At 58.8% G+C, this 24605-nt stretch carries 24 protein-coding genes; 13 read left to right on the forward strand and 11 right to left on the reverse strand.

The features are described from left to right. Positions 1 to 37 precede the first annotated feature (37 nt). The 4 genes from ppx to ACQZ63_RS01645 all read right to left on the reverse strand — a co-directional run bounded on the left by ppx (position 38) and on the right by ACQZ63_RS01645 (position 5725). Positions 38 to 1561, reverse strand: a complete 1524-nt coding sequence (gene ppx, locus ACQZ63_RS01630) for an exopolyphosphatase (RefSeq protein ID WP_003512464.1) — start codon at positions 1559 to 1561, stop codon at positions 38 to 40. Continuing rightward, complete coding sequence (locus tag ACQZ63_RS01635) at positions 1558 to 3756, reverse strand: RNA degradosome polyphosphate kinase (RefSeq protein ID WP_075807550.1); 2199 nt, start codon at positions 3754 to 3756, stop codon at positions 1558 to 1560. The genes ppx and ACQZ63_RS01635 overlap by 4 nt, the downstream gene beginning before the upstream one ends. A 98-nt stretch (positions 3757 to 3854) precedes the next feature. Beyond that, the gene (gene hdaA / locus ACQZ63_RS01640) at positions 3855 to 4583 is read right to left on the reverse strand and encodes a DnaA regulatory inactivator HdaA (protein ID WP_003512460.1); all 729 of its coding nucleotides are present in this window, start codon (positions 4581 to 4583) and stop codon (positions 3855 to 3857) included. 2 nt (positions 4584 to 4585) lie between these two features. Further along, complete coding sequence (locus ACQZ63_RS01645) at positions 4586 to 5725, reverse strand: AI-2E family transporter (protein WP_003512458.1); 1140 nt, start codon at positions 5723 to 5725, stop codon at positions 4586 to 4588. A 296-nt stretch (positions 5726 to 6021) separates the two neighbouring features. Between ACQZ63_RS01645 and purM the strand changes: the two genes are divergently transcribed. The 3 genes from purM (at position 6022) to ACQZ63_RS01660 (ending at position 8835) form a co-directional block, all read left to right on the forward strand. Then, positions 6022 to 7095 carry a phosphoribosylformylglycinamidine cyclo-ligase gene (gene purM / locus ACQZ63_RS01650; protein WP_113555883.1) on the forward strand — a complete coding sequence of 358 codons (1074 nt, stop codon included), beginning with the start codon at positions 6022 to 6024 and terminating at the stop codon, positions 7093 to 7095. Beyond that, entirely contained in the window at positions 7092 to 7766 is a 675-nt protein-coding gene (gene purN / locus ACQZ63_RS01655; RefSeq protein WP_065658060.1) for a phosphoribosylglycinamide formyltransferase, read from the forward strand. Before purM ends, purN begins: the two co-directional genes overlap by 4 nt. 133 nt (positions 7767 to 7899) lie before the next feature. Continuing rightward, positions 7900 to 8835 carry an omptin family outer membrane protease gene (locus tag ACQZ63_RS01660; RefSeq protein WP_113555884.1) on the forward strand — a complete coding sequence of 312 codons (936 nt, stop codon included), beginning with the start codon at positions 7900 to 7902 and terminating at the stop codon, positions 8833 to 8835. Positions 8836 to 9247: 412 nt separating this feature from the next. Here ACQZ63_RS01660 and ACQZ63_RS01665 read toward each other — a convergent pair whose 3' ends face one another. After that, positions 9248 to 9874, reverse strand: a complete 627-nt coding sequence (locus tag ACQZ63_RS01665) for an NUDIX domain-containing protein (RefSeq protein WP_025593009.1) — start codon at positions 9872 to 9874, stop codon at positions 9248 to 9250. Between the two features lie 66 nt (positions 9875 to 9940). Next, complete coding sequence (locus ACQZ63_RS01670) at positions 9941 to 12160, reverse strand: molybdopterin oxidoreductase family protein (RefSeq protein WP_162763624.1); 2220 nt, start codon at positions 12158 to 12160, stop codon at positions 9941 to 9943. Positions 12161 to 12189: 29 nt separating this feature from the next. Here ACQZ63_RS01670 and ACQZ63_RS01675 point away from each other — a divergent pair, with 29 nt between their 5' ends. Continuing rightward, positions 12190 to 13053 carry a 23S rRNA (adenine(2030)-N(6))-methyltransferase RlmJ gene (locus tag ACQZ63_RS01675; protein ID WP_003512446.1) on the forward strand — a complete coding sequence of 288 codons (864 nt, stop codon included), beginning with the start codon at positions 12190 to 12192 and terminating at the stop codon, positions 13051 to 13053. A gap of 9 nt (positions 13054 to 13062) precedes the next feature. On the opposite strand, the gene ACQZ63_RS01680 is transcribed toward ACQZ63_RS01675, so the two are convergent. After that, on the reverse strand, positions 13063 to 13998 hold the full coding sequence (locus ACQZ63_RS01680) for a lysylphosphatidylglycerol synthase domain-containing protein (RefSeq protein ID WP_112752875.1): 936 nt from the start codon (positions 13996 to 13998) through the stop codon (positions 13063 to 13065). A 199-nt stretch (positions 13999 to 14197) separates the two neighbouring features. Here ACQZ63_RS01680 and ACQZ63_RS01685 point away from each other — a divergent pair, with 199 nt between their 5' ends. Then, positions 14198 to 14971, forward strand: coding sequence for a ribonuclease T2 family protein (locus ACQZ63_RS01685; RefSeq protein ID WP_113555885.1), 774 nt, complete (start codon positions 14198 to 14200; stop codon positions 14969 to 14971). A gap of 33 nt (positions 14972 to 15004) precedes the next feature. Then, on the forward strand, positions 15005 to 15601 hold the full coding sequence (locus ACQZ63_RS01690; RefSeq protein WP_003512441.1) for a glutathione S-transferase: 597 nt from the start codon (positions 15005 to 15007) through the stop codon (positions 15599 to 15601). Between the two features lie 116 nt (positions 15602 to 15717). Here ACQZ63_RS01690 and ACQZ63_RS01695 read toward each other — a convergent pair whose 3' ends face one another. Next, a complete protein-coding gene (locus tag ACQZ63_RS01695; protein ID WP_003512439.1) occupies positions 15718 to 16374 on the reverse strand; it encodes an outer membrane protein in 657 nt (218 codons plus the stop codon). 347 nt (positions 16375 to 16721) lie between these two features. On the opposite strand from ACQZ63_RS01695, the gene ACQZ63_RS01700 reads away from it, so the two are divergent. From ACQZ63_RS01700 to ACQZ63_RS01720, 5 genes are all read left to right on the forward strand, one after another. Then, the gene (locus ACQZ63_RS01700) at positions 16722 to 17510 is read left to right on the forward strand and encodes an SDR family oxidoreductase (protein WP_003512437.1); all 789 of its coding nucleotides are present in this window, start codon (positions 16722 to 16724) and stop codon (positions 17508 to 17510) included. After that, complete coding sequence (gene uvrC / locus ACQZ63_RS01705; protein ID WP_162763625.1) at positions 17507 to 19558, forward strand: excinuclease ABC subunit UvrC; 2052 nt, start codon at positions 17507 to 17509, stop codon at positions 19556 to 19558. Before ACQZ63_RS01700 ends, uvrC begins: the two co-directional genes overlap by 4 nt. A gap of 102 nt (positions 19559 to 19660) precedes the next feature. Beyond that, positions 19661 to 20248, forward strand: a complete 588-nt coding sequence (pgsA, locus tag ACQZ63_RS01710; RefSeq protein ID WP_113555886.1) for a CDP-diacylglycerol--glycerol-3-phosphate 3-phosphatidyltransferase — start codon at positions 19661 to 19663, stop codon at positions 20246 to 20248. Further along, positions 20248 to 20502: a molybdopterin converting factor subunit 1 gene (gene moaD / locus ACQZ63_RS01715; RefSeq protein WP_019565410.1), complete on the forward strand. Its 255-nt coding sequence runs from the start codon at positions 20248 to 20250 to the stop codon at positions 20500 to 20502. The genes pgsA and moaD overlap by 1 nt, the downstream gene beginning before the upstream one ends. Before the next feature lie 4 nt (positions 20503 to 20506). Then, positions 20507 to 20962 carry a molybdenum cofactor biosynthesis protein MoaE gene (locus tag ACQZ63_RS01720; RefSeq protein WP_113555887.1) on the forward strand — a complete coding sequence of 152 codons (456 nt, stop codon included), beginning with the start codon at positions 20507 to 20509 and terminating at the stop codon, positions 20960 to 20962. A gap of 60 nt (positions 20963 to 21022) precedes the next feature. Here ACQZ63_RS01720 and ACQZ63_RS01725 read toward each other — a convergent pair whose 3' ends face one another. Then, a complete protein-coding gene (locus ACQZ63_RS01725) occupies positions 21023 to 21919 on the reverse strand; it encodes a branched-chain amino acid ABC transporter permease (RefSeq protein ID WP_113555888.1) in 897 nt (298 codons plus the stop codon). Between the two features lie 59 nt (positions 21920 to 21978). Between ACQZ63_RS01725 and ACQZ63_RS01730 the strand changes: the two genes are divergently transcribed. Both ACQZ63_RS01730 and ACQZ63_RS01735 read left to right on the forward strand, forming a co-directional pair. After that, entirely contained in the window at positions 21979 to 22530 is a 552-nt protein-coding gene (locus ACQZ63_RS01730) for a CGNR zinc finger domain-containing protein (RefSeq protein WP_115063963.1), read from the forward strand. Then, positions 22527 to 23039: a hypothetical protein gene (locus ACQZ63_RS01735; protein ID WP_113555890.1), complete on the forward strand. Its 513-nt coding sequence runs from the start codon at positions 22527 to 22529 to the stop codon at positions 23037 to 23039. Before ACQZ63_RS01730 ends, ACQZ63_RS01735 begins: the two co-directional genes overlap by 4 nt. Before the next feature lie 178 nt (positions 23040 to 23217). On the opposite strand, the gene ndk is transcribed toward ACQZ63_RS01735, so the two are convergent. Both ndk and ACQZ63_RS01745 read right to left on the reverse strand, forming a co-directional pair. Continuing rightward, entirely contained in the window at positions 23218 to 23640 is a 423-nt protein-coding gene (gene ndk / locus ACQZ63_RS01740) for a nucleoside-diphosphate kinase (RefSeq protein ID WP_003502118.1), read from the reverse strand. Positions 23641 to 23743: 103 nt separating this feature from the next. Then, complete coding sequence (locus tag ACQZ63_RS01745; RefSeq protein WP_038490568.1) at positions 23744 to 24439, reverse strand: glutathione S-transferase family protein; 696 nt, start codon at positions 24437 to 24439, stop codon at positions 23744 to 23746. Positions 24440 to 24605 lie beyond the last annotated feature (166 nt).

Below are 24605 nucleotides of genomic sequence, written 5' to 3' on the forward strand. Positions count from 1 at the left end.
TGACCAGCATTCTATGCTACGTCATGCGCGCGACCATTTATTCGAACACAAACGCCAACCGCTTGCCCGTCAGTTTCGCCAGTTGCTGCAGGCGTCCGTCCAGACGCTCGCCGGCAAAATCGCAATAGGCGTGTGGTACGACGAATTCCAGATCCAGATCCGGATTGGTGGATTTGCGGAATTTCAGGTGATCGACGACACCGGGCATGGAGGCTGAGAAGAGGTAAACGACGCGCAGCAGGCCGCCCAGCAACTTGCCGAGTTCCAGCAGGCGGTCACCCGCCATGGCGGCAAGCGGCTGTGTGGTACCGTTGTCGTTCAACCCTTCGAAGCGGTAATAATTGGCAAGCGCAATATAGGCGCGGCCCGGATGGGTGATCGCCACGAAGGAGGAGTGGGCGATGATGTTGAGCGCCTGCAGACCGCGATAGTCCGGATGTGCACGCCAGCTGATATCGGCCAGAAGGCAGGCCGCCTGCCGGTAACGGCTTTCCTCTTCCGTCTCCTCGATGCCGAAGACCGGAAAGGTGCGGCCGCTCCAGTCGGCCAGTTCGCGCGCATGTTCGGGCGAACGGGCACGCAGAATGGCAAGCTCGTCGGCCGTGACCAGCAGCGGGTCGGTATCCCGCTCCGCTTCCGTCAGCAGCGAATAAAGATAACCTTCGCGCACGCCCTGCGCCGAGAAGGCGATCGTTGCCGGCTTCATCGCCTTTAGAACTTCACGCATGGCGATGGCGCCGAACGGCAGAAGCGAACGGCGGTTCTTGGAGACCGCCTGCCAGGCCGGGTCCTTGCTGTCCCTGGAGACGATGACTTCTTCCAGAAAATTCAGCATTTCCGCCAGCGGCAATTCATATCCCTGCATCATGTGCAGCGGATAACCCGTGATCTCCATGTGCAGCTTTGCAATGTTTCGCCACGTGCCGCCCACGGCATAAAAGGTACGCCCCTCGCCGGCCGCCAGCAGCTTTGCGAAAGATTTGACGTGCTTGCGGGCAATTGTCGTCGCCTTCTCCAGCGAGCCATCCGATTGTTCCGACAACCGAAGGCCGCCGAGCGGCAGGGTGATGCCCTCGCCGCAGTTCTTGCCCTTGATGTCGATGAGTTCCAGCGAACCGCCGCCCAGGTCGCCTGCAATGCCATCCGGGTCGTGGAAACCGCTGATCACGCCATAGGCGGAATAAAGCGCTTCCTTTTCGCCGGACAGGACCTCGATCTCGCAACCAAGTATGGCTTCGGCTTCACGGATGAAATCCGGGCCGTTTTCCGCTTCACGCGCTGCCGCTGTCGCCAGTACGTAGAGTTGCTGCGCCTGCGCCTGTTCGGAAAGCGCATGGAAGCGACGCAGTGCCATCAAAGCCCGGCTAACGCCTTCCTCATGCATCCGGCCCGTGAGGGCCAGTCCCTTGCCGAGACCGCAAAGGACCTTTTCGTTGAACAGCACGGCGGGCGCGCGGGAAAGACCTTCATATACGACGAGACGAACGGAGTTCGAACCAATATCTATGACGGAAACGGGGGCAAGGCCGGTCAGCCGCCCCTGTGCTTCTGATCGAGTCATTCAGCCTGTTTCTTGCGGGAAGAAATCAACCCGGCAATCAATTTGGGCGCACTTGATTTCAGGGCTTCACCACGTCCGGAAAGGCTGGGATTGGTCATGAAATAGTGCTGCGCGTTGAACGGTTCTTCGCCTTTACGCACCTCGATGCGCCTCGACGTTCCGTCCGCAAGTATCTCGTAGCTCTGCTGGTTGTCAATGAGATTGCCCAGCATAATCTGTGAAAGAACCTGCTCGTGCACGGTAGGGTTGGTGAGCGGCACCAGCGTTTCAACCCGGCGATCAAGGTTGCGCGGCATCATGTCGGCGGAGCCGATATAGACCAGCGCCTTGTCGGACGGCAGGCCGAAACCATTGCCGAAGCAGAAGATTCGGCTGTGCTCGAGGAAGCGGCCGACAATCGATTTGACGCGGATATTGTCCGACAGACCCGCAACCTGTGGGCGCAGGCAGCAGATGCCGCGCACGACGAGATCGATCTCCACGCCAGCCGCACTGGCGCGGTAAAGCGTATCGATAATCTCGGGATCGACCAGCGAGTTCATCTTCATCCAGATCGCCGCCGGCGCACCGCGCTTGGCGTGCTCGATCTCTTCGTTGATGTGCTTCACAATGCGCGCACGCAGCGTATAGGGCGAAATGGCGAGCTTCATGCCCTCTTCCGGTTCGCCGTAACCCGTGATGAAGTTGAAGATATTCGCCATGTCGTGGGCGATCTTCGGGTTGCAGGTGAAGAAGGACAGGTCGGTATAGATCTTGGCCGTGATCGGGTGGTAGTTGCCGGTGCCGAGGTGGCAATAGGTTCTGAGCTTGCCGTCCTCGCGGCGCACCACCATCGACATCTTGGCATGCGTCTTGAGTTCGATGAAGCCGAACACCACCTGCACGCCGGCCCGCTCCAGATCGCGCGCCCAGCGGATGTTCGCCTCTTCGTCGAAACGCGCCTTCAATTCGACCAGCGCGGTAACGGATTTGCCGGCTTCCGCCGCGTCGATCAGCGCGCGAACGATCGGGCTGTCGTTGGAGGTGCGGTAAAGCGTCTGCTTGATGGCGAGCACTTCGGGGTCGCGCGCAGCCTGCAACAGGAACTGCACAACCACGTCGAAGCTTTCATAGGGGTGGTGAACCACCATGTCTTTTTCGCGGATGGCGGCAAGGCAATCGCCGGCATGTTCACGCACGCGCTCGGGGAAACGGGCGTTGTAAGGCTCGAACTTCAGGTCGTCGCGCGGTGCGCGCACGATTTCCGAGATGGTGTTGAGGGCGAGCAAGCCGGGCAGAACGGCAACGCGATTATCAGGCACGCCAAGCTCGTGCACCACGAACTGGCGGAGCGACTGCGGCATTTCGCTGTCGGTCTCAATGCGGATAACCGAACCGCGGCGGCGGCGCTTCAGCGCGCTTTCGAAGAAGCGGACCAGATCTTCCGCCTCTTCCTCCACCTCGATATCGCTGTCACGGATGATGCGGAACGTGCCGAATCCCCTGACGGTATAGCCCGGATAAAGACGGTGAATGAACAGGCCGACTACATCTTCAAGCGTGATGTAGCGGATGGCGTTTTTCTCATCCGGTAAACGAACGAAGCGGTCGAGCGCCGTCGGGAGACGCAACAGCGCTGTCATCGGCTCGCGGCCGTTGACGCTGTCGAGTTGCAGGCCCATCGAGAAACCGAGGTTCGGAATAAAGGGGAACGGGTGCGCAGGGTCGATGGACAGCGGCGTCAGCACCGGGAAAATACGTTCCTCGAACTCGGTGCCCAGCCAGGTACGATCCGCTTCGGAAAGTGCGGCAGGCCGCACGATGAAAATTTCTTCCTTGGCGAGATATTGCTGCAGAACCGCAAGCGAAGCCTGCTGCTCCATTTGAAGATTGTCGATTTCCTTCAGAATATCTTCCAGCTGCTCGGCTGGTGTCTTGCCGTCAGGTGTCTTGACCGTAATCTTCTGGCGCACCTGGCCTTCGAGGCCGGCGACGCGGACCATGAAAAATTCATCGAGGTTGGCGGCGGAGATGGACAGAAAACGCAGCCGCTCCAACAGCGGATGATCCGTGTTCAGCGTTTCTTCCAGAACACGGCGATTGAACTGGAGCCAGGAGAATTCGCGGTTGATGAAGCGCGCGGGGCTGTCCCAGAGGTTCTCGCCCTCGGTCATCGGCTGAACCTTGTTGAAGTCGTCCTGCACAATAGCGTCCATGTCCTGTACCATCCCCTGACTTTCCGTCCCGTGATCCTGCTGCATCCCGCGATCGTCCCTCTTGCCCGTATAACAGTTTGACGACGGAACTGTGACAGTCAATCGACCTCCAGCCCGCTACCCCTTGTCCCTTCGCCCATCGCGTTAAGGACTTCCGCCGCCAAGGGACGGGTTATCCTTGTTCCACGCGAGAGCGCCAGCCTGTCGATACGGTCCACAATCGTCTGCGCCGTATCGAGTGAACGCTCCATTCTGTTGACGATGTAGCCTATGAGTTTGTCATCCATATAAAGCTGCCGGTCGGCGAAGAGTTTCACCAGAACCTGTGCCAGAAGACCCTCGTCGGGCTCGCCTGTCTCCACCACAGTCACGGCTTTCAGGCGTGAGCGCAGGTCCGGCAAGGTCACCGGCCATGCGGCCGGCCATTGCCGGCTGGTCATCAAAAGCGTGGTGCCATGCTGGCGCACGCTGTTGATGACATGGAAAAGTTCGGTATCGTCAAAACCGCGGCGATCGGCATCCTCGAACAGAACCGCTCCGGTTTCGGCAAGACGCGCAGCGCCAACACCGGCTTGCGGGTGGATATCCTGCGCGCTGCTGATATTTTTCCAGATATTGGCGAGATGCGATTTTCCCGAACCCGGAGGCCCGGCCAGCACCACCACGGGCGAAGGCCAGTTCGGCCATTCATCCACAAGGCTGACGGCAGCCTTGAGCGAGTCGGACACGAGAAGATCGTCCCTTCCGGAAGCGGACTGGTGTGAGAATGCGAGCGGCAGCTGCTCGGCCTTCGACCGGGCGTTGTCGTTTTTGATTTGGTCAGTCATCGTTAGCCCTGAGAGTCAACCTTGCCGGAGGACGTTTCCTGTTCTTCCCAGGGAAGGTTGGCGGCGTGCCCATGATAAAGATCGCTTTCAAGATATCGCGACAATGCAAAGCGGACAAGCACGCCAACGGCTGCCGCCGCCGGCACGGCGACCAGAAGGCCGACGAAACCGAAAAGCGCACCGAAGGCGAACAATGCGAACATCAGCCACACCGGATGCAGGCCGACGCTGCTGCCGACGAGCTTCGGCTGCAGGATGTTGCCTTCGATGAACTGGCCGGAAAAGAACACGGCAAGTGTCAGAAATACATAGATATAATCAGGCCAGAACTGCACGATGGCGACGCCGACGGCAAGGATGAGGCCGACCATCGAACCAATATAGGGAATGAAGCTGATAAGGCCGGAGAAAAGGCCGATCAGCAGGCCGAAATTCAGGCCCACCAAGGACAGGCCGACAGCGTAATAAACACCAAGGATGAGGCAGAGCGACCCCTGCCCGCGCACGAAGCCGGCAATCGTCCTGTCCATGTCGCGGGCGATCTGGCGGACCGTATGCACGTAGTCGCGCGGTATCCAGCTATCGACCTTGTCGATCATCCGGTCCCAGTCGAGCAGCAGGTAGAAGGCGACGACGGGTGTGACGACCAGCAGCGACATGACATCGACCAGCGATTTACCGGAATTCCATATCTGCGTCAGCAGGGTGCCAATGAAGCCCGCGCCTTCGGTCAGCAGCTTGGAAAAATTCTCCTTCACTGCATTGATCTGGTTGCTCACCCAGTCAGGCAGCAGATTGGCGTCCGCACCGGCGATCAACTGCTGCAGGGACGAGACATATTGCGGGATGCGCGTGATGAATTCGGATGCCTGGGCGGCAATCAGCGGAATGATGATGATGAGCGACAGCGCGAAAATCAGCACGAAGGAGACGAGGATAACGACGGTGGCCATCAACCGGCTGAGGCCTCGGCGCTCCAGCCAGTCGGCAACCGGATCGAGAAAATAGGCAAGTGCCATGCCCGCCACGAAAGGCAGGAGGATGGAGCTGAAGACCATCAGGAAAAAGATAAAGACGGCAAGCACGCCAATCCAGAAAAAAACCTGCCGGCGCAGGCTCGTACCGCTCACATGGGGTTGCATCCGTTCATCCTCTTGTCGCCGTGCCGTCATTGCCCATGATGGAGATAGGATGCGCATATGCACATGGTCAAGGCCGGTCGCCCGGTAGCGATAGACACGGCAGTTACCAGGTCCGTGCAACAACGACGGGTTTTCAAGTCTGCGCTGCGCATATCGCCGTCGAGAGGCCCGAGGCACACAAAACGTCAAACCGTCGCAAAGCCGTTAAAAACCGGAGCTTTTGCCACTCAAACCCTTGCATCAGGCCCCGTCCCGTGCGAATGGCGACGCCAAAGGAACCAGCGGAGACGAGAGCGATGAGCCAGTCGGGCAAGAACGGTCTTACCTATAGTGACGCAGGTGTGGATATCGACGCCGGCAACCTGATGGTCGAAAAGATCAAACCGGCGGTGCGCTCGACGCGGCGTCCCGGCGCGGATGGCGAAATCGGCGGCTTCGGCGGCCTGTTCGATCTGAAGGCCGCAGGCTTTAACGATCCGGTTCTGGTGGCCGCCAATGACGGCGTCGGCACCAAGTTGAAGATCGCCATCGACGCGAATTTCCATGACACCGTCGGCATCGACCTCGTAGCCATGTGCGTCAACGATCTCGTCGTGCAGGGCGCAGAACCACTGTTCTTCCTCGACTATTTCGCGACCGGCAAGCTCGACCCGGATCAGGGCGCTGCCATCGTTTCCGGCATTGCTGCCGGCTGCCGCGAATCCGGCTGTGCGCTGATCGGTGGTGAAACCGCTGAAATGCCCGGTATGTATTCCGATGGCGACTATGATCTCGCGGGCTTTGCCGTGGGTGCTGCCGAACGTGGCCAGCTTCTGCCCGCCGGCGATATTTCCGAAGGCGACGTCATTCTCGGGCTTTCGTCCTCCGGCGTTCATTCCAACGGTTTTTCGCTGGTGCGCAAGATCGTTTCGATCTCCGGCCTTGACTGGGACGCCCCGGCACCCTTCGCAGATGGCAAGAAGCTTGGCGAAGCGCTGCTGACGCCGACGCGCATCTATGTAAAGCCGCTTTTGAAGGCAATCCGCGAGACCGGCGCGCTGAAGGCGCTGGCGCATATTACCGGCGGTGGCTTCCCGGAAAATATTCCGCGCGTTCTGCCCAAGCATCTCGCCGCCGAGATCGATCTCGAAGCGATCGAGGTTCCGGCTGTGTTCTCGTGGCTTGCAAAAACCGGTGGCGTTGAAGCCAAAGAAATGCTGCGCACGTTCAACTGTGGTGTCGGCATGATCGTGGTCGTTTCGGCTGAAAATGCCGCCAAGGTCACCGATGCCCTGACGGCGGAAGGCGAGACCGTGTTCCCGCTCGGCCGCATGGTCGCCCGCGAAGAGGGTGCGCACGGCACGATCTACAAGGGCGCCCTCAGCCTATGATGAGCGCCGCCTCTCGATCTGGCCGCGCACGTGTCGTCGTTTTCATTTCCGGCAGCGGCTCCAACATGGTGTCGCTTGCTAAGGCCTGTCAGGAGACGGATTTTCCGGCCGAGATCGCCTGTGTAATTTCGGACAAGGCGTCGGCAGGCGGGCTGGAAAAGGCACAGGCGTTCGGTATTCCCACGCTCGTTTTCGAGCGCAAGACCTATGCCAGCAAAGCCGAGCATGAGGGCGCCATTCTGGCCGCACTTGGCGAGATTGCACCTGATATCATCTGTCTTGCCGGTTACATGCGGCTGATCTCCGGGGATTTCATCGCCCCCTATGAAGGCCGCATTATCAATATCCACCCTTCCCTGCTGCCGCTTTTCCCCGGCCTGCACACCCACCAGCGCGCCATCGACAGCGGCATGAAGATTTCCGGCTGCACCGTACATTTTGTAACTGAAGGCATGGACGAAGGCCCGACGATCGCGCAGGGCGCGGTGCCGGTTCTTTCCGACGACACGGCCGAGACGCTGGCGGCGCGGATACTCACCGTCGAACACCAGCTTTATCCACTTGCCCTGAAGCAGCTTGCGGAAGGCAAGGTGCGGATGGAAGGTGGAAAAGCCATTTCCAGCGGCGATGCAAGTAAATCCGAGTATCCCAGCCTAATTTCTGTTTACTGATAAATATTTCACTAAAGTACAAAGATACTTAAAGTGGTATTTCCTCTAAAATAAACCGAACGTTTACCATAATCACCTCTAATGCCCGCAACGGCCCCGCATTTTGGAGCCCTCCGGTCATTCAGGAGCGATTATGCTATTTTCGAGGTTTTCCCTGCCGCTTTCGGCGGTTTTACTGGTGGGCACGAGCCTGCCGCTCGCCGCCGAGCAAAGCGCCATCACAGCCTCGCTCGATGCCGGTGTCCTAAACATCAAGGCCACCGAGACCTTTTTCAATGGAAGCCACAAAAACAGCCAACTCGACTGGAAAACAACAAATGCCATGGCGTTACGCGGATCGCTTGGACTTGAGCTGTCACCCGAGTGGCGCATAAAAACGGAAGGTCGAATCGGCTTTGCTGGCGATGGCTACATGACCGACTACGATTGGCTGCCTCCCTATTACAGGGATACATCGAAAACTGGATGGAGCGACCGCTCACAGCACGGCGACACTCGCCTCGACCACTACCTGACCGGAAGCATCGAACTCAACAGAACACTGCTGGAAGACCCGCTGCAGCACCTCAGTGCCGGTATCGGCTTTCGCTATACCGACGTGCAGTGGTCCGCCTATGGCGGTGACTACATCTACAGTTGGAGAGGATTTCGCAATAATGTCGGTGAGTTCAACAATAGCGAAAAAGCTATCACCTACCGGCAGCAAATCCCCGTATTTTACGGCAATGTGACCGGTGGGCGCAAATTCGGGAACTGGTCGCTGAATGCCGGCCTCGAAGGCGGCGCAATGATCTATGCGAAAGCCACGGACGATCACTGGATGCGTTCGATCCGCTTCACCGACAAATTCCATGTTGGCGGCATGTTCGGAGCAAAAGCGGGCATCGCCTATGCCCTGACTGAGAATGCCTCCCTCTACCTGGATGGCGCATACGAATATACGAGCTTCGGTCGCGGTGACAAAACCCTCACACCGACTGGCGGAACTACCGGCCTGTTTTATAAAGATACGGCGGGCGGCGATATGCAGTCGCTTTTCGTTGGGGCCGGCGTAAAGGGCAGATTCTGAGTTGAAGGCTTCCGGTTGAGGCGGGAGAAGATGTTATTATCGCACGCAGAACGAAGCTGTGGCATGCCTCGTAAAAGCGAGCGATCCTCAATCTCGTCGACACCTCATCTCTGCGATGCGGACAGAACGGTCGCAACGAAAAAAGACAACTCCGGATGAGGTCAAGGCGTGGAAAGAAGAAGGCCGCAAGTAATGGCCTTTGTCGTGGACGCCTCGGTAGTCGCGGCTTGGTTCCTGTCTGACGAGGACGGCACAATCGCCGATCACGTCTCTATCATCCGCCTGGCACAAAACATGCGCTTCCCGCCTATGATGCTGCCTACCTCTCGCTTGCGATTTCGCACAATGTGCCTTTAGCAACACATGACAGGAAGCTTGCGGCTGCGGCAAAGCTGGAAAACGTTGCGCTCGCTTAAGGTTTGCGTAGAGCCGCGCGGTTCAACATCGCCCACTGCAACAAAATAATCGTCTTGGAATCGGTGATTTCGCCGGACGCGATCATCGCGAAGGCTTCGTCGAGGCCGTAGGTCAGAACCTCCAGATCCTCGCCTTCGGTTTCCAGACCACCGCCGCTGCCAGCCTGCACGTCGAGATCGATGCGGGCGACGAAGAGGCTGACTTTTTCGGTGAGCGTTCCCGGGCTGGCATACATGTCGAACAGGTATTCCACCTTTTCCACCGCGTAGCCAGATTCTTCCATCGCCTCACGGCGAATGGCGTCGGCGGCGTTGTCGTCATCGAGGAGCCCCGCTGGCACTTCGATCATGAAGCTTGGATCGCCGTTCACGAAGACGGCAGGGCGGAACTGGCGCACCATCACCACGCTGTCGCGTTTGGCATCGTATAGAAGGATGGCGGCGGCGCTGCCGTGATCGTGGACTTCCCTGATGATGCGGATTGTCTTGCCATCCGGCATGCGCTGGTCGAAAATGAGCTTCTGCATATGCACGAAGCCCTTCCACACCGTTTCCTTTTCCACCAGCCGGACCCTGCCGGAATCAGTGTCGGCCGGAACGTTTTTCGCTTGCGTCTGTGTCACCGGATATTCCCTTGCCTGTCGCGGAAGTGTTCAGCTTGGCCCTGTTGCGGTGCAATATCAAGCCTTTCAGGCTTCGTCGTCGCGGTGGAGCCACACCTTATTGTCGTGGAAAGCCGCGCCGCCATAGGGGGCGACGGCATCGGCGCCCGTCAGAACATTGATACCCTCGCCGTCCAGATGCGCCTTGTTGGGCCACAACCCTTCGGCAACCAGAACGCCGGGCCTCGCACCCTCCACGATTTTCGCATGGAGGCGCACTTCGCCGCGGCCATTGCCGATACGCACGATGTCGCCATCGGCTATACCGTTGCGGGTGGCGTCCTCGGAACAGATCATCACTTCCGGACGTCCTTCCTTCTGCACGGAGGTTTTCGTTTCCGCGAAGGTGGAGTTGAGGAAGTTGCGCGCTGGCGATGTCGCCAGTCGGAAAGGATGCTCTCCGTCGGCGGTTTCGATGACATCTACCTGATCCGGGAATTTCGGAAATTGCGCAACCGGCCCCATAACGCCGATATTTTTCGGCGGTTTGTTTGGAGACGGCCCTGTCGCCCATTCGGGGCTGAAACGGAATTTTCCGTCACCATAACCAAAACCCTCGAGATAATGCGCCACCTCGAAAGAGGGCTGCGCATCGATCCATTTTTCTTCCGCCAACGTATCGAAATCGCCCCAGCCGCTGACTTTCAGCATATGATCGACATGGTCGCGGGCTGAAAGACCGAAGCCCGGCATATGGTCGATACCAAGACGTTTCGCCAGTTCTTCGATGACGAAGAGATTGGTGCGCACGGTTTCCGGCGGCTCCACCAGCTTGGGGCCAAGCAGAATGTGGTTCTGGCCACCGGCGCGGTAGATATCGTCATGTTCAAGGAACATGGTGGCCGGCAGCACGATATCGGCCAACTCGGCCGTCTCCGTCATGAATTGCTCATGCACGGCAACAAAAAGATCGTCGCGCAGGAAACCCTGTTTCACCAGCCGCTGCTCGGGTGCGACATTGACGGGGTTGGTGTTCTGGATGAGCAGCGCCGTCACCGGGCCACCATGTCGCAGCGCTTCCGCATCCCCCGTCAGCACGCGGCCGATCTGCGACTGGTCGAGCTGGCGCACGTTGGGGTCGGCATAGGCTGTGCCCATCAGTTCCGCCTTGTTGAGCCGGAAGATATCGCCGTTATTGTGGAAGGCGCCGCCGCCTTCATATTGCCAGGAGCCAAGAACGGTGGCGATAGAAAGGGCGGCATGCATGGCGACCGCGCCGTTGCGCTGGCGGGCGAAACCATAACCGAGCCGGAAGAACGTCTTTTTCGTCGTGCCCACGAGCCTTGCGAAATCCTCAATTTCCTCCACGGAAAGACCGGTGATTTTGGACGCCCATTGCGGCGTCTTCGATTTCAGATGCTCTTCAAGTCCCGCCGGATCGTCAGCGAAGCGCGCCATGTAATCGCGGTCGGCATAACCATCGCGGAAGGCAATGTGCATGATGGCGCAGGCGAGCGCCGCATCGGTGCCGGGACGCAGGACGATGCGCATATCGGCCTGTTTCATGGTCGGATTGTCATAGATATCGACGACGACGATCTTCGCGCCACGTTCCTTGCGGGCTTTTACCGCATGGGTCATGACGTTGACCTGCGTGGCGACAGCATTCGTGCCCCAGATGACAACGACATCGGCCTTGCCGATTTCGCGCGGATCTGGCCCGCGCAGCGCGCCTGTACCCATCACATAACCCGTCCAGGCCATGTTGGTGCAGATCGATCCAAAAAAGCCGGAATATTTCTTGGCGTGACGCAGGCGCTCGATGGAATCGCGCTGAACCTGTCCCATGGTTCCGGCATAGAAATAAGGCCAGATGGCTTCGGCGCCGTGCTTTGCCTCGGCTTTGACGAAGGCGTCAGCAACCTCGTCCAGTGCCGCTTCCCAGGATATCTCCTGCCAGTCGCCGGCACCCTTCGCACCCTTGCGGCGCTTCGGGGTCAAAAGACGGCCGGGATGATAGATACGCTCGGAGTAACGCGCCACCTTGGCGCAGATGACGCCGGCAGTGTATGTATTGGCATTGGCGCCGCGCACGCGGCCTATGCGGCCATCGGCATTGATGTCCACTTCCAGCGCGCAGGCGCTCGGACAGTCGTGCGGACAGACCGTGTGGCCGATGCGCGTGGCACTTTCGGCTTTCGGGGCGGCGTTTTTAGCGGAAATCGGGGTCGCAAGGTTCATGTCTTTTCTATATTGCATCAGCGACGCGGCAAAAAGGCCGAAGTGACGTCCATCAAGAATATTCATCATCCCCATCGGGAAGCGAGACACATCCCATGAACTATCGCCACATCTACCACGCCGGCAATTTCGCGGATGTTCTCAAACACGCCGTTCTCGCCCGTCTCGTCCGTTACCTGCAGAACAAGGACAAGGCGTTTCGGGTGCTGGATACTCATGCCGGCATCGGCCTCTACGACCTGTCGTCGGAAGAGGCGCAGAAGACAGGCGAGTGGCAGACCGGCATCGGCAAGCTGATGGACGCCGATCTGCCGGCCCCTGTCGCCGAATTGCTGGAACCCTATCTTTCCACCGTCAGGGAACTCAACCCCGAAGGCGGCATGCAGTTCTACCCCGGCTCGCCGAAGCTCGCGCGCATGCTGTTCCGCCCGCAGGACAGGCTTTCGGCCATGGAACTGCACCCGGACGACGCACGCGCGCTGGCGCGTCTGTTCGAGGGAGATTATCAGGTTCGGGTGACGGAGCTCGATGGCTGGCTGTCGCTTGGCGCGCATCTGCCGCCGAAGGAAAAACGCGGCCTCATCCTCGTCGATCCGCCTTTCGAGCTTGAAAATGAATATCAGCGGCTGGCGGATGGGTTGAACAAGGCATATCGGCGTTTCTCCACCGGCACCTATTGCCTGTGGTATCCGCTCAAAAAAGGCGCACCGATCAAGGATTTTCACGAGCGGCTGCAATCCTTCGATATTCCGAAGATGCTGTGCGCGGAACTTTCCGTGAAAAGCGACCGGCTGGAAGGCTTGAGCGGTTCAGGCCTCATCGTCGTCAATCCGCCCTACACGCTGAAGGACGAGCTGCACACGCTGCTGCCATTCCTGAAGACGGTGATGGCGCAGGACAGATACGCCTCGCACCGCGCCTTCTGGCTGCGCGGCGAGGAAAAGCCGGAAGAGGATTGAGGGCTTACCTCACCCCTTCCGCGCCTGTGCAAGCTGCGATCGCTCAAAGAACAGGATTACGAAAAGCGCCATGATGAACGGGATGATGAGGTAGAACAGCCGGAACACCAGCAGCGCCGCAATCACGTCAGCCGGGTTCATATCAGGCAGGCCGGTGACGAACACCAGCTCCAGCACGCCAAGCCCGCCCGGCGCGTGCGAGATGAGCGCCGCTGAAAAGGAAATCAGGAAAATCCCGAGAATGATCATGAAACCGGGATTTCCGGCTTCCGGCAGCGCGAAATAGATGATGCCTGCGGCTCCGATCAGTTCGATCGGACCGATGACAAGCTGTTGCGCCACCAGTTTCGGCACGGGATATGGCAGAAAAAACGAACCGATTTTCAGCGGCCGCAACTTCAAAAGACTGCCGAGCACATAAAGTGCGACGATGGCGAGCAGCAGGACGCCGGTTGTCGTTGATGCTTCCACGGGCAGGATCCCGGTAAATCGCTCGGTAATGTCCGGTTCGTAGACCAGCACCAGACCGATGAGCATGATCGTTCCGATGATGAAGGTGAAGGAACAAAGGCCGACGAGAATGCCGACTTCGGCAGCGCTCAACCCTTTGGACGTATAGGCCCGGTATCGGACGACGGCACCGGAAAACACGGATGCCCCGACATTGTGGGAAAGCGCGTAGGTGGTGAAGGAGGTGAGCGTGATGAAGAACCAGTTTACCTTCCGGCCGAGATGCTGGAGAGCGATGCGGTCGTAACCGGCAAGGGCGGCATAGGCGACAAGCGTCGACAGGCCGGAGCACACCCAGTCCCGCGCGCGAATGGCCGTGAGGCTTTCCCATAGATCATCGAGTGAAAGACCGCGCAGCTCGTGATAGAGCAGCCAGGCCGAAAAACCGATCGTTGCCAGACCAATGATGGGCCAGATGTATTTCTTCAATGTCATGCGGTCATGCCCGCCTATTTCCCCCAGCTTCACCCCAACCCGATTTCCGCACTCCGCAGAAGATTCGTTCGACTCTATTCGTTATGCGGCGAAGCTTTCAACCTTTTTGCCCGTTTGCCTCGTTCACAAATTTATGTAAGACCGCTTTGTCGTCTGCGGGCGATACGAGGTCGTCCATTTTCCGGAGAACGTGCACGAAATGAAGCGTTATGCCGGTTTCATCGCCCTCGGTCTTCTGTCGCTTGCGGCTCTTTGGTTTTCGCGGGAAAACCCGGCCCCGACCGGTTCTGCAACCAACCGGCAGACCCAATCCCAAACGCAGCCCGCCGGCAATTCCAGGCCCGAAACATCCCGGCCGGAAATTGCCCGACGAGACACGGGCAAAAACCCTGTGCCCGCCGGAACAGGCTTCGATTTTTATGTGCTTTCGCTCTCCTGGTCGCCGGCGTTCTGCGCCAGCTCCGAAGGTTCCGGCAATCGCCAGCAATGCGGCAGCGACAGGCGTTACGGTTTCGTCGTACACGGGCTTTGGCCGCAAAACGAAACCGGATACCCCGAATTCTGCACGAGCAGCGAGCCGGACCGTGTGCCCGACGCAATCGGCCGCACGATGTTCGACATCATGCCCTCCATGGGCCTGATCGGCCACCAGTGGCGCAAGCACGGCGCCTGCTCCGGCCTTTCGCAGAAGGATTATTTTTCGGCAACACGAACCGCCTTCGAGGCGGTCAAGCTGCCGGAGACGATTGCCTCGGGCGCTAAAGGCGCCACCCTTTCCGCCGACGCCATCGAAACCGCCTTCACCGACGCCAACCCCGGCATGTCGAAACGCGGCGTCTCGATCAGCTGCGACGGAAAACGCCTTGAGGAAGTCCGTATCTGCCTCAACAAGGACATGACATTCCGCGATTGCCCTGAGCTTGACCGCAAGGGCTGCCGCGTCAGCGCTACCGAAATCGTCCCCATTCGCTAATACCCACACATCAACATACGTCAGGACCCGGCTATGGAACTGCTTTACTCCGTCACTTCCCCCTACTCCGCCAAGGTGCGCATGGCCGCCCGCCATCTCGGCATCGACATTACCAACGTCGCCGTCGACACCAATGCCGAGCCCGCGACGCTGGTTGACAACAATCCGCTCGGCAAAATTCCGGTCCTGCTTCTGGACGATGGCGGCTCGGTCTATGACAGCGTCGCGATCATGCACTATCTAGACCGCCTTTCGGGCGGCAAGCTCTACCCGAAAAAGAACGGCAAGCGCACCGAAGCGGAAATTCTGGAAGCGCTCTGCGACGGCATCATGGATTGCCTGCTGGCCATCGTTTACGAGCGCCGTTCCCGCCCGGAGGACAGAGTTCACCAGCCATGGATCGACAAGCAGTGGAAAAAGGCGGTGAAGGGTCTGGATCATCTCAACGCCAACCTGCCGAAAACCGGCAAGAAGCTGCATGGCGGACATTTCGCCCTTGCGGCGTTGATCGGTTATCTCGATCTGCGTTTTGCAGGTGAATGGGCCGAAGGGCACGAGGCGCTGGCGCAATGGCCGGAAACATTCGGCAAGCGTTTCGAAGCCTATAAGGACATGAGGGCTGCCGCCTGACGCCAATGCGAGCGCCATGCCTGGCCTGATCGCCGGGCATGGATGCTGTAGCTGATGGCAAAAACGAAAAAGCCGGGGCGTAAACCCCGGCTTTTCTTTTACCGATCCTTGAAGGATCAGAACTTGACGCCGATACCGGCCTTGACGGAGTGGTCGTCGAAGCCGCGCGAGAACGCGCCGGAGTCCAGGCTGTAGTCCTTCTTCTGGTAGTCGCTGTAGCGATATTCCAGACGGGCAGTGATGTTGTCCGTAACCATGGCTTCAACGCCGGCACCAACGGTGTAGCCGAGGGCGGTTGCGCTGTCCTTGGAGGTCGCGTCACGTACCTTGTTGTCGGAGGCTGCGAGACCAGCCGTACCGTACAGCAGGAACGGGTTCATGTCGTAACCGACGCGAGCACGCAGCGAGCCGTTGACGCCCTGCTTGCCTTCGACGGCGTTGCCACCAACCGTACCAGCGGAACCGCGCTCGCGGCCGAGGTTAACGTCTGCTTCGGCACCGTAAACGATCTGGCCGTTCTGCATGTTGTAACCGCCGTAGATGCCGCCGCCGGCGCCCTTGGCGTCACGGCCGTCGTTGCTGGAGCTGAAACGGCCCCAATCGTAGTTGGCGGTACCACCGAGGTAAGCGCCGGTCCAGTTCTTGACCGGAGCGGGCTGGTCGTAGGCTACCGGTGCCTGCGGCACGTCGTTTACGGCGTCAGCGGCGTGAGCAGCCGAGAAACCGGCGGCTGCAATGGTCGAAGCCATAATGGTTGCTACGAAAATACGCATGTTATTCTCCTTTCAGGACCGCGCCGTACTCAAAACATTGTTTTTAGACGCGGTAAATTCGTCGGGTTAATCGCCCCTCTGAAAATTGAATTTGATGGGAGAATGCGGAGATCAAAGAGCCAAAATGTGAATTGTTTGGGGCAGACACGTGACTAGAATTAGACGTTGCCTAATTGCCACAAGGGTTTTATTAACCCTACTGGAAACTTAATTTCCAATATATCGAATTTAAACTTAGTTATATTCAAATTAAATTTAAATTACATTACCAATAAAAATCCACACAATTCTTTTACGGCCCACGGACAGCTTGCGATTTGCGATTATATCCAGCAAATAGGGCGTGTATGAGCAAATGCAGGTCCGCTGTGAAAGAAAATATACCGAAGACAGTCTTGATAACGGGTGCCGCCCGGCGGCTCGGGCGGGCGATCGCCACGGATTTGGCCTCGCATGGCTTTGCGATTGCCGTCCACGCCAATGCCTCCATGGGGCAAGCCGAGGAATTCGCTAACGAAATAAGGCAAAAAGGCGGCAAGGCCGTTGCCGTTCAGGCGGATCTGACACAATCATCGCCAACAATGGCGCTTGTCGAACAGGCATCTTCGGCGCTCGGCCCGATAGGCGTCGTCGTCAACAATGCATCCATTTTTCTGGACGATTCGGCAGAAACGCCCGATCCGGCAATCTTCGACGCGCATTTTTCCGTGCATGTGCGGGCGCCTTCCCTCATCGCGGCCGCCTTCGTTCAGCAATTGCCTCAGGATAAATCCGGACTGATCGTCAACATCATCGATCAGCGCGTACTTGCGCTAACGCCGCGTTTTTACTCCTATACGCTTTCGAAATCGGCCCTTTGGACAGCCACACGGACGATGGCGCAGAGTTTTGCGCCGCGGGTGCGCGTCAACGCCATCGGGCCGGGTCCCTCCTTCAAAAGCGAAAGACAGGCGCCGGAGGACTTTCAGGCGCAGATCGACGGCCTTATATTAAAGCGCGGTCCGGAACCCGACGAGTTCGGGCGGACGATTCGCTTTCTTTTTGATACGCCGTCGATCACCGGACAAATGATCGCGCTCGATGGCGGCCAGCATCTTGGCTGGGAAACCCCTGATGTGGCGGAGATACCTGAATGAACGGAAAGAAGCTGCCTGACGGCGGTATTCTCTTCGATGAAACCGATGACGAAGACGACGATGCAAACCTTGCCGCGACAGACGCGGCCGAGGCACCGCGCGACGTTGCCGGCATGGACTGGAATGCCGGCTGGAAAAACGAATCCGGCCTGAAGGGCATGGATCTGATCGGCGAATTCGTCAAACACCTGCCGAACTCGCCGGGTGTCTACCGCATGTTCAACGAGGCGAACGACGTTCTCTACGTCGGCAAGGCGCGCTCGCTGAAGAAGCGCGTCGGCAACTATGCCCAGGGTCGCGTGCATTCCAACCGCATTGCGCAGATGGTGCGGCTGACCGCCCATATGGAATTCGTGACCACCCGCACGGAAACCGAGGCGCTTCTCCTGGAAGCTAACCTCATCAAACGCTTGCGGCCGCGCTTTAACGTGCTTTTGCGCGACGACAAGTCATTTCCCTATATCCTGATCACAGCAGACAATCGTGCACCGGCGATTTTCAAGCACCGGGGTGCGCGGGCGCGCAAGGGCGACTACTTCGGACCCTTCGCCTCTGCCGGAGCCGTTGGACGCACGATCAATTCACTGCAACGCGCGTTCTTGATCCGCACCTGCACCGACAGCGTTTTCGAAACCCGCACGCGTCCCTGTCTTCTTTACCAGATCAAACGCTGTTCCGGCCCCTGCACACATGAGGTGAGCGATGAGGGGTATGCGGAACTCGTCAAGGAAGCCAAGGATTTCCTGTCCGGCAAGAGCCAGAGCGTCAAGACCGCGATTGCCCGGCAGATGAACGAGGCGGCCGAGGATCTCGACTTCGAGCGCGCCGCCGTCTATCGCGACCGGCTGGCGGCGCTCTCGCACGTCCAGAGCCATCAGGGCATCAATCCGGCCGGCATCGAGGAGGCGGATGTTTTCGCCATCCATCACGAGGGCGGCATATCCTGCATCCAGGTGTTCTTTTTCCGCACCGGCCAGAACTGGGGCAACCGCGCTTATTTCCCGAAGGCCGACCCGTCCCTGCCCGGCTCGGAAATCCTCAATGCGTTCCTGGCACAATTTTACGACGACAAACCGGTGCCGAAGCAGATCCTGCTTTCCGAAACCGTAGAGGAACAGGAATTGCTGGCCGCTGCTCTTGGCGAAAAAGCCGGACACAAGGTCACGATCAGCGTGCCGCAGCGCGGCGAGAAGAAGGACATCACCGACCATGTTCTTGCCAATGCCCGCGAGGCGCATGGCCGCAAGCTGGCGGAAACCTCGTCTCAGGCGCGGTTGTTGAAGGGGTTCGCGGAAACCTTCAACCTTCCCTACGTGCCGCGCCGGATCGAGATTTACGACAACTCGCACATCATGGGCACCAATGCCGTGGGCGGCATGGTGGTGGCGGGGCCGGAAGGCTTCGTGAAAAACCAGTATCGCAAGTTCAACATCAAATCGACCGATATCACTCCCGGTGACGACTTCGGCATGATGCGTGAGGTCATGACCCGCCGCTTCTCGCGCCTGTTGAAGGAAGAGGGCAAGCCCGACCGCATGCAGACGCTGACGCCCACACCCGAGGAAGCCGCGGACATGCCCTTCCCCGCCTGGCCGGACGTTATCCTGATCGATGGTGGTCAGGGACAGATGACGGCGGTGCGTGCCATCCTCGATGAGCTCGACATTCGCGACAGCGTGATTGCCATCGGCGTCGCCAAGGGTGTGGACCGCGAGGCGGGCCGCGAGCGCTTCTTTGCGGATGGCCGCAGCGATTTTTCCCTGCCGCCGCGCGATCCCGTGCTTTACTTCATCCAGCGCATGCGCGACGAGGCCCACCGTTTTGCCATCGGCTCACACCGGGCGCGACGCAAGAAGGAAATGGTGCGCAATCCGCTGGATGAAATTTCGGGGATCGGCCCAGGACGCAAGCGCTCGCTGTTGCAGCATTTCGGTACGGCCAAGGCGGTTTCACGCGCAGGCCTCAACGATCTGATGAATGTCACCGGCATTTCAGAAGCCGTAGCGCGGCAAATCTACAATCACTTCCATGAGAGCAGTGGCGATTGAAGGCGCACTGTCGCAACGAACTGCTAAAAAAACATAATAACGTGTTGACCCTATGCGTCAGGGGCGGCATCAAGGCAGCTTATCCAGACTGACAGGTTTCCCATGGCTTCGCGCGCATACAGCATTCCCAACCTTCTCACCTATGCCCGCATTCTAGCGGTTCCCGTCATCGTTTTGTGTTTTTACATCGAAGGAAAGCTGGAAAGCTCGGATTTTGCGCGCTGGACGGCACTTTGGCTGTTCATCGTCGCCTCGCTGACCGATTTTCTGGATGGTTATTTGGCGCGTATCTGGAACCAGACCTCCAATATCGGCCGCATGCTGGACCCGATCGCCGACAAGCTGCTGGTCGCCTCAGTGCTGCTCTTGATGGCAGCGGACGGCACCATTGCCGGCTGGTCGCTCTGGGCCGCCATCACCATTCTCTGCCGCGAAATTCTGGTCTCGGGCTTGCGTGAATATCTGGCGGCGCTGAAGGTCAGCGTTCCCGTCACCCGCATCGCGAAGTGGAAGACCACCATCCAGATGGTGGCCATCGCCTTTCTTCTCGCAGGTCCCGCGGGCGACAAGGTTCTGCCCTACACGACCGAGATGGGAATTACGCTTCTCTGGCTAGCAGCAGCGCTGACCATGTACACCGGCTACGACTACTTCAGGGCGGGTCTCAAGCACATCGTGGACGAAGAATGATGGCGCGGATCGTTTATTTCGCCTGGGTTCGCGAAAAGATCGGCACGGCGGAGGAGGAGCTGGATATCCCCTCCTCCGTTACCACGGCCGGTGAGCTGATCGCCTATCTCTCAACCCTTGGTGAAAACTACGAAGCCGCTTTCGAATTTCCAGATGTGATCCGCGTTGCGGTCAATCAGGAACATGTTGAACATGACGAGAGCATTGCCGGTGCGCGCGAGATCGGCATCTTCCCGCCAATGACGGGGGGATAACCGGATGCAGCCGACGGTCCGCGTGCAGGCACAGGATTTCGACGCTGCGGAAGAAACCCGCAGGCTGACGGAAGGCGACAAGAGCATTGGCGCGGTGGTGGCCTTCACCGGGCTTTGTCGCGATGATGGCGGCACGCTCGCGGCGCTGGAACTCGAGCATTATCCCGGCATGGCCGAAGCGGAAATGACCCGTATCGCGCAACTCGCCATCGAACGCTTCGACCTCCTCGGCCTCACCGCCATTCATCGCCATGGCAAGATCGCCACCGGCGAGAATATCGTCCTCGTCATTGCCGCTTCCCGGCACCGGCAGGCCGCCTTCGACGGCGCAAGTTTCGTGATGGACTACCTCAAGACGTCCGCCCCGTTCTGGAAAAAGGAACATGGCAAGGATGGCACGAAGGGCGACTGGGTTGCCGCAAAGACGACCGACGACACGGCCAAGGACAAATGGCGGTAACGCTTTGTGTTTTCCCGCACTTCCGGACGAAAACCGGACGCCACCCCTCCTGGAAATGCTCTAGGGCGCTTCCACCCTGCTACGCATGACGATCAGCCAGCCCACCAGAAGCGCCAGAACCGCCGCATCACGCCAGATAACCGGGCCGTAACCGACCCATAGCGTTTCCGCGAATCCGACGGCAGCAGCCCCGAGCGCGCAGACGAGCGGGCTTGCATAACCGCCCGCTGCCGAAATCAGCACGACCTTCAGGCCGAACACCAGACCGGCACCGAAATCCATGGTGCCGTAATAAAACGTGGCGAGGACGCCGGCGATGGCGGCAAGCAGACCCGCTGCACAGTAGGACAGCAGGAACACCCTGCCTGCATTTACCCCGCACAGTGACGCGGCGAAAGCATCGTCCGACACCGCCTTCCAGCGTCTGCCAAAGCCGGAACGCTGGAGGTAGAAAGTGCCTGTGAGAACGAGCAGGCAGAAGACAGCCGTGTTCAGCATCTGCATCGACGTCAGGGTGACGGCGAAGCTTCCATCGGCCCAGAATCGCACCGGTTCGGACAAAAGCGGCGGCAGCCATAATTGTCGCGTGCCGGCGGCAAGTCTGGCACTTTCGGTGAGCGCGATCAGCACGCCAATGGAGGCGACCGTCACCGCATTGGGGGAGGCTTTCGCCAGGGGCCGCATCACCGCCCTGCCGATGAAAGCCGCCGCCCACAGACCGCCGAAAAGACCGGCCCCTGCCCCAAGCGCGAGTGTTGCAGGCAAGATCAGCCACAGCCGGTTCCAGCCAAAATCGGCAAACAGCAGACAGGTCTGACCGGCGAAAGCGAAGATCGCGCCATAGGTGACATCGGCCCGTTTCGTGACCGAAAAGGCGATGGCATAGCCGAACGCCAGAACCGCATAAAGCGAGGCGATCGGTACGGCATTCAGCAATTGTTGCAGGAAATAAGCCAATCCGTCCTCCCCATCGCATTATAACTGTTAAAATCCATTTTGATAGTTATAATGTCGCCATGACATTTCGCTGGACAGAACATCGTTTCGCAGGCGGCGCATTGGCCCTCGATGTCGCCAATAGCGTCATCCTGCGCGCGGACGCGGCAAAATCGGTCGACCGTTTTGCTGTGCCTGAGCAGATCGCCACTTTTGCCGAGGCGTCGACTCGACTCGGAGCGGAGCGCGACAGGTTTCCCGCACTCATCGCGCCCGAAGCGGACATGAGGCAGGTATTTCTCGATCTTCGCGAGACGATCGACGATTATTTCCGCTCTTCGATGACGAGTGGCGACGATGACGACGGTCGGCTGGCCGGGCTTCTCTTCGCATGCGGCACGGCACTACGGTTGTTTCCCCTGCGAGAGAGCCTTGCCAATGCGACCGCCCATTCAGCTCTGTCGCTGCTTGCGGCGGAGACGCGGAAACGGCTGCGGATTTGCGGCAATTGCGGTTGGCTTTTCATCGACCGCAGCAAGAACAGAAGCCGCATCTGGTGCGACATGACGGTGTGTGGCAACCGCCAGAAAGCCAGCCGGCATTACCACCGCAAGAAGGAGGCGCAGGCATGAGAGGAATAACCATTCCATTGCTTGCGATCACGGCGGTGCTCGGTCTTTCCGGCTGTCAGCGGGACGAACCACGGGATGTCGCGAAGGTTTCCGGTCGCATGTTCGTCTTCAACTACCGTGTGGCGATTGCCACCTATCTCGTGACCTTGCAGCGTATCGCCCCCATCCGCGACGGCAGCACGCTGGAAGCGAGCTTCGAAAATCCCCGCGGCGGCACCGAGCTGACGACCAGGGAGAAGATTTTCCCGGCAGATGAAAAGATCGCCGTTCAAAGTCCGCCGGTCGAATGCGTCAAGCAGGACCGCCCCTACAAGGTCACGATCCGCATCAAAGGGCCGGAAGGCGATGTACTGCAGACGATAGAGACCACCATCCGCTCCGACACCGACCAGTCGCTCCTTCCCGCCAAACCGCTGACGGTCGGCCCGCTCTACACACCCAATCCGGACGTGTTCAAAGCGGACGGCACGACGGATATGCGGCCAGTCGAGGGGTGTCCGGCGTCGTGAAAACCTCCCCTCATCCCTGGGCTAGTCACAGAACTGAGGCCCGTGGGGATGGCTTCGGCGTAAACTTCTATCGGCAATAAAACAAAAAAACGGAGCCTTTCGGCTCCGTTTCATCGAGTCTTTTCAGCGGCTTCATGCCATCGCCTGAGAGGGCGATTCAAGCCGTTGATATTTTGAATCAGCCGACGATTTCGGTTTCGGCAAACCAGTAGGCGATTTCCTGTGCGGCGGTTTCAGGAGCGTCCGAACCGTGAACGGAGTTTTCGCCGATGGAAAGCGCGAAGCTCTTGCGGATGGTGCCTTCAGCAGCCTGGGCCGGGTTGGTTGCGCCCATGATTTCGCGGTTCTTGAGGATAGCGTTTTCGCCTTCCAGAACCTGAACGATGGTCGGGCCGGAGGTCATGCCTTCAACGAGTTCGCCGAAGAAGGGACGCTCTTTGTGAACGGCGTAGAAGCCTTCGGCTTCGCGCTTGCTCATCCAGACGCGCTTGGAGGCGACGATGCGCAGACCGTTGTCTTCAAATACCTTGGTGATCGCGCCAGTCAGGTTACGCTTGGTTGCGTCCGGCTTGATCATCGAAAATGTGCGTTCAATCGCCATGTGTCCGTTTCCTTTTCCTATAGAGAAAGTGGGCGGTCTTTACCCGCCCAAAGGCCCGAAAACAAGGGGGATCAACCACATTGCGACGATGGCTGCAGACATTTCACGCCGCTGTCACACTGCGGCCTCTGGCGTCGTGGAGGTCAAGGCAGCCTTCGAACCAGTCACGGACGGGGTCGTTTTCGGAAAACAGATCCGCTCCGGTGGTGATCCTTGCCCATTGCAGCGCACCGAAAACGATGTAATCAGCAAACAGCGGCGATGAGCCGCCGATGAAAGGCTGGAAGCCCAGCATGCGGCGGATCGGCGCCAGGAGCGCTGGGAAGGCCGCGATTTCCGCCTCACGGTTCGCCACCACATCCTCGAGCGTCCGGCCGAGCGCCTTCGTCCTGCTGTCGCGGAAATAAAGGCGGTCAGGCTCATCAAGCATATTGTGGATATCGAGCACGGCAATGCGGGTGATGGCCGGGTGCAGTACCGTCTGCGACCAGCTTTCAACGAAACGCGCCATCGCCTTGCCGCCTTCCCCGTTAAACAGCGACGGCCGCTCCGGATAGGCTTCATCCAGATAAAGGGCGATCTCGAAACTGTCGCTCACCAGCTGGTCGCCATCACGAAGGATCGGCACGGTCCTCGAAAAACCGTCCTCCACCGTCGGGATGACCGTGAAGGGCAAGGGACGCTCCTCGAAATCCAGCCCCTTATGCGCCAGCGAAAGCACGGTTTTCCAGCAATGGGGAGAAAACGGCCGTGCGCTATCGCTTCCGCAAAGTGAATATAAGGTTCTGGAGGTCGTCATAGGCTGCACCCTCTTCTGCTACATCGATGATGCGATATAAAAACGACCGCCGCGTGAAATCAAATCAGGATTTGTCATACTACTGATCAAAAACCGCATCCGGCGCGCAACAGTCCCCTCCACGAGAATGGGGGTCTCACGGCAATGAAAACCTCGTCAGGTTTAG

Source organism: Agrobacterium sp. CG160-95 (assembly GCF_053521725.1).

Coding starts and splice junctions, on each gene's coding strand:
- purM (WP_113555883.1), top strand. CDS start 6,022: ATGAGCCAGTCGGGCAAGAACGGTCTTACCTATAGTGACGCAGGTGTG.
- ACQZ63_RS01660 (WP_113555884.1), top strand. CDS start 7,900: ATGCTATTTTCGAGGTTTTCCCTGCCGCTTTCGGCGGTTTTACTGGTG.
- ndk (WP_003502118.1), bottom strand. CDS start 23,640: ATGGCGATTGAACGCACATTTTCGATGATCAAGCCGGACGCAACCAAG.
- moaD (WP_019565410.1), top strand. CDS start 20,248: ATGGCGCGGATCGTTTATTTCGCCTGGGTTCGCGAAAAGATCGGCACG.
- ACQZ63_RS01635 (WP_075807550.1), bottom strand. CDS start 3,756: ATGGACGCTATTGTGCAGGACGACTTCAACAAGGTTCAGCCGATGACC.
- ACQZ63_RS01680 (WP_112752875.1), bottom strand. CDS start 13,998: ATGACATTGAAGAAATACATCTGGCCCATCATTGGTCTGGCAACGATC.
- purN (WP_065658060.1), top strand. CDS start 7,092: ATGATGAGCGCCGCCTCTCGATCTGGCCGCGCACGTGTCGTCGTTTTC.
- ACQZ63_RS01730 (WP_115063963.1), top strand. CDS start 21,979: ATGACATTTCGCTGGACAGAACATCGTTTCGCAGGCGGCGCATTGGCC.
- ACQZ63_RS01645 (WP_003512458.1), bottom strand. CDS start 5,725: ATGCAACCCCATGTGAGCGGTACGAGCCTGCGCCGGCAGGTTTTTTTC.
- ACQZ63_RS01735 (WP_113555890.1), top strand. CDS start 22,527: ATGAGAGGAATAACCATTCCATTGCTTGCGATCACGGCGGTGCTCGGT.
- uvrC (WP_162763625.1), top strand. CDS start 17,507: ATGAACGGAAAGAAGCTGCCTGACGGCGGTATTCTCTTCGATGAAACC.
- ACQZ63_RS01720 (WP_113555887.1), top strand. CDS start 20,507: ATGCAGCCGACGGTCCGCGTGCAGGCACAGGATTTCGACGCTGCGGAA.
- pgsA (WP_113555886.1), top strand. CDS start 19,661: ATGGCTTCGCGCGCATACAGCATTCCCAACCTTCTCACCTATGCCCGC.
- ACQZ63_RS01670 (WP_162763624.1), bottom strand. CDS start 12,160: ATGAATATTCTTGATGGACGTCACTTCGGCCTTTTTGCCGCGTCGCTG.
- hdaA (WP_003512460.1), bottom strand. CDS start 4,583: ATGACTGACCAAATCAAAAACGACAACGCCCGGTCGAAGGCCGAGCAG.
- ppx (WP_003512464.1), bottom strand. CDS start 1,561: ATGACTCGATCAGAAGCACAGGGGCGGCTGACCGGCCTTGCCCCCGTT.
- ACQZ63_RS01700 (WP_003512437.1), top strand. CDS start 16,722: ATGAGCAAATGCAGGTCCGCTGTGAAAGAAAATATACCGAAGACAGTC.
- ACQZ63_RS01695 (WP_003512439.1), bottom strand. CDS start 16,374: ATGCGTATTTTCGTAGCAACCATTATGGCTTCGACCATTGCAGCCGCC.
- ACQZ63_RS01745 (WP_038490568.1), bottom strand. CDS start 24,439: ATGACGACCTCCAGAACCTTATATTCACTTTGCGGAAGCGATAGCGCA.
- ACQZ63_RS01685 (WP_113555885.1), top strand. CDS start 14,198: ATGAAGCGTTATGCCGGTTTCATCGCCCTCGGTCTTCTGTCGCTTGCG.
- ACQZ63_RS01690 (WP_003512441.1), top strand. CDS start 15,005: ATGGAACTGCTTTACTCCGTCACTTCCCCCTACTCCGCCAAGGTGCGC.
- ACQZ63_RS01675 (WP_003512446.1), top strand. CDS start 12,190: ATGAACTATCGCCACATCTACCACGCCGGCAATTTCGCGGATGTTCTC.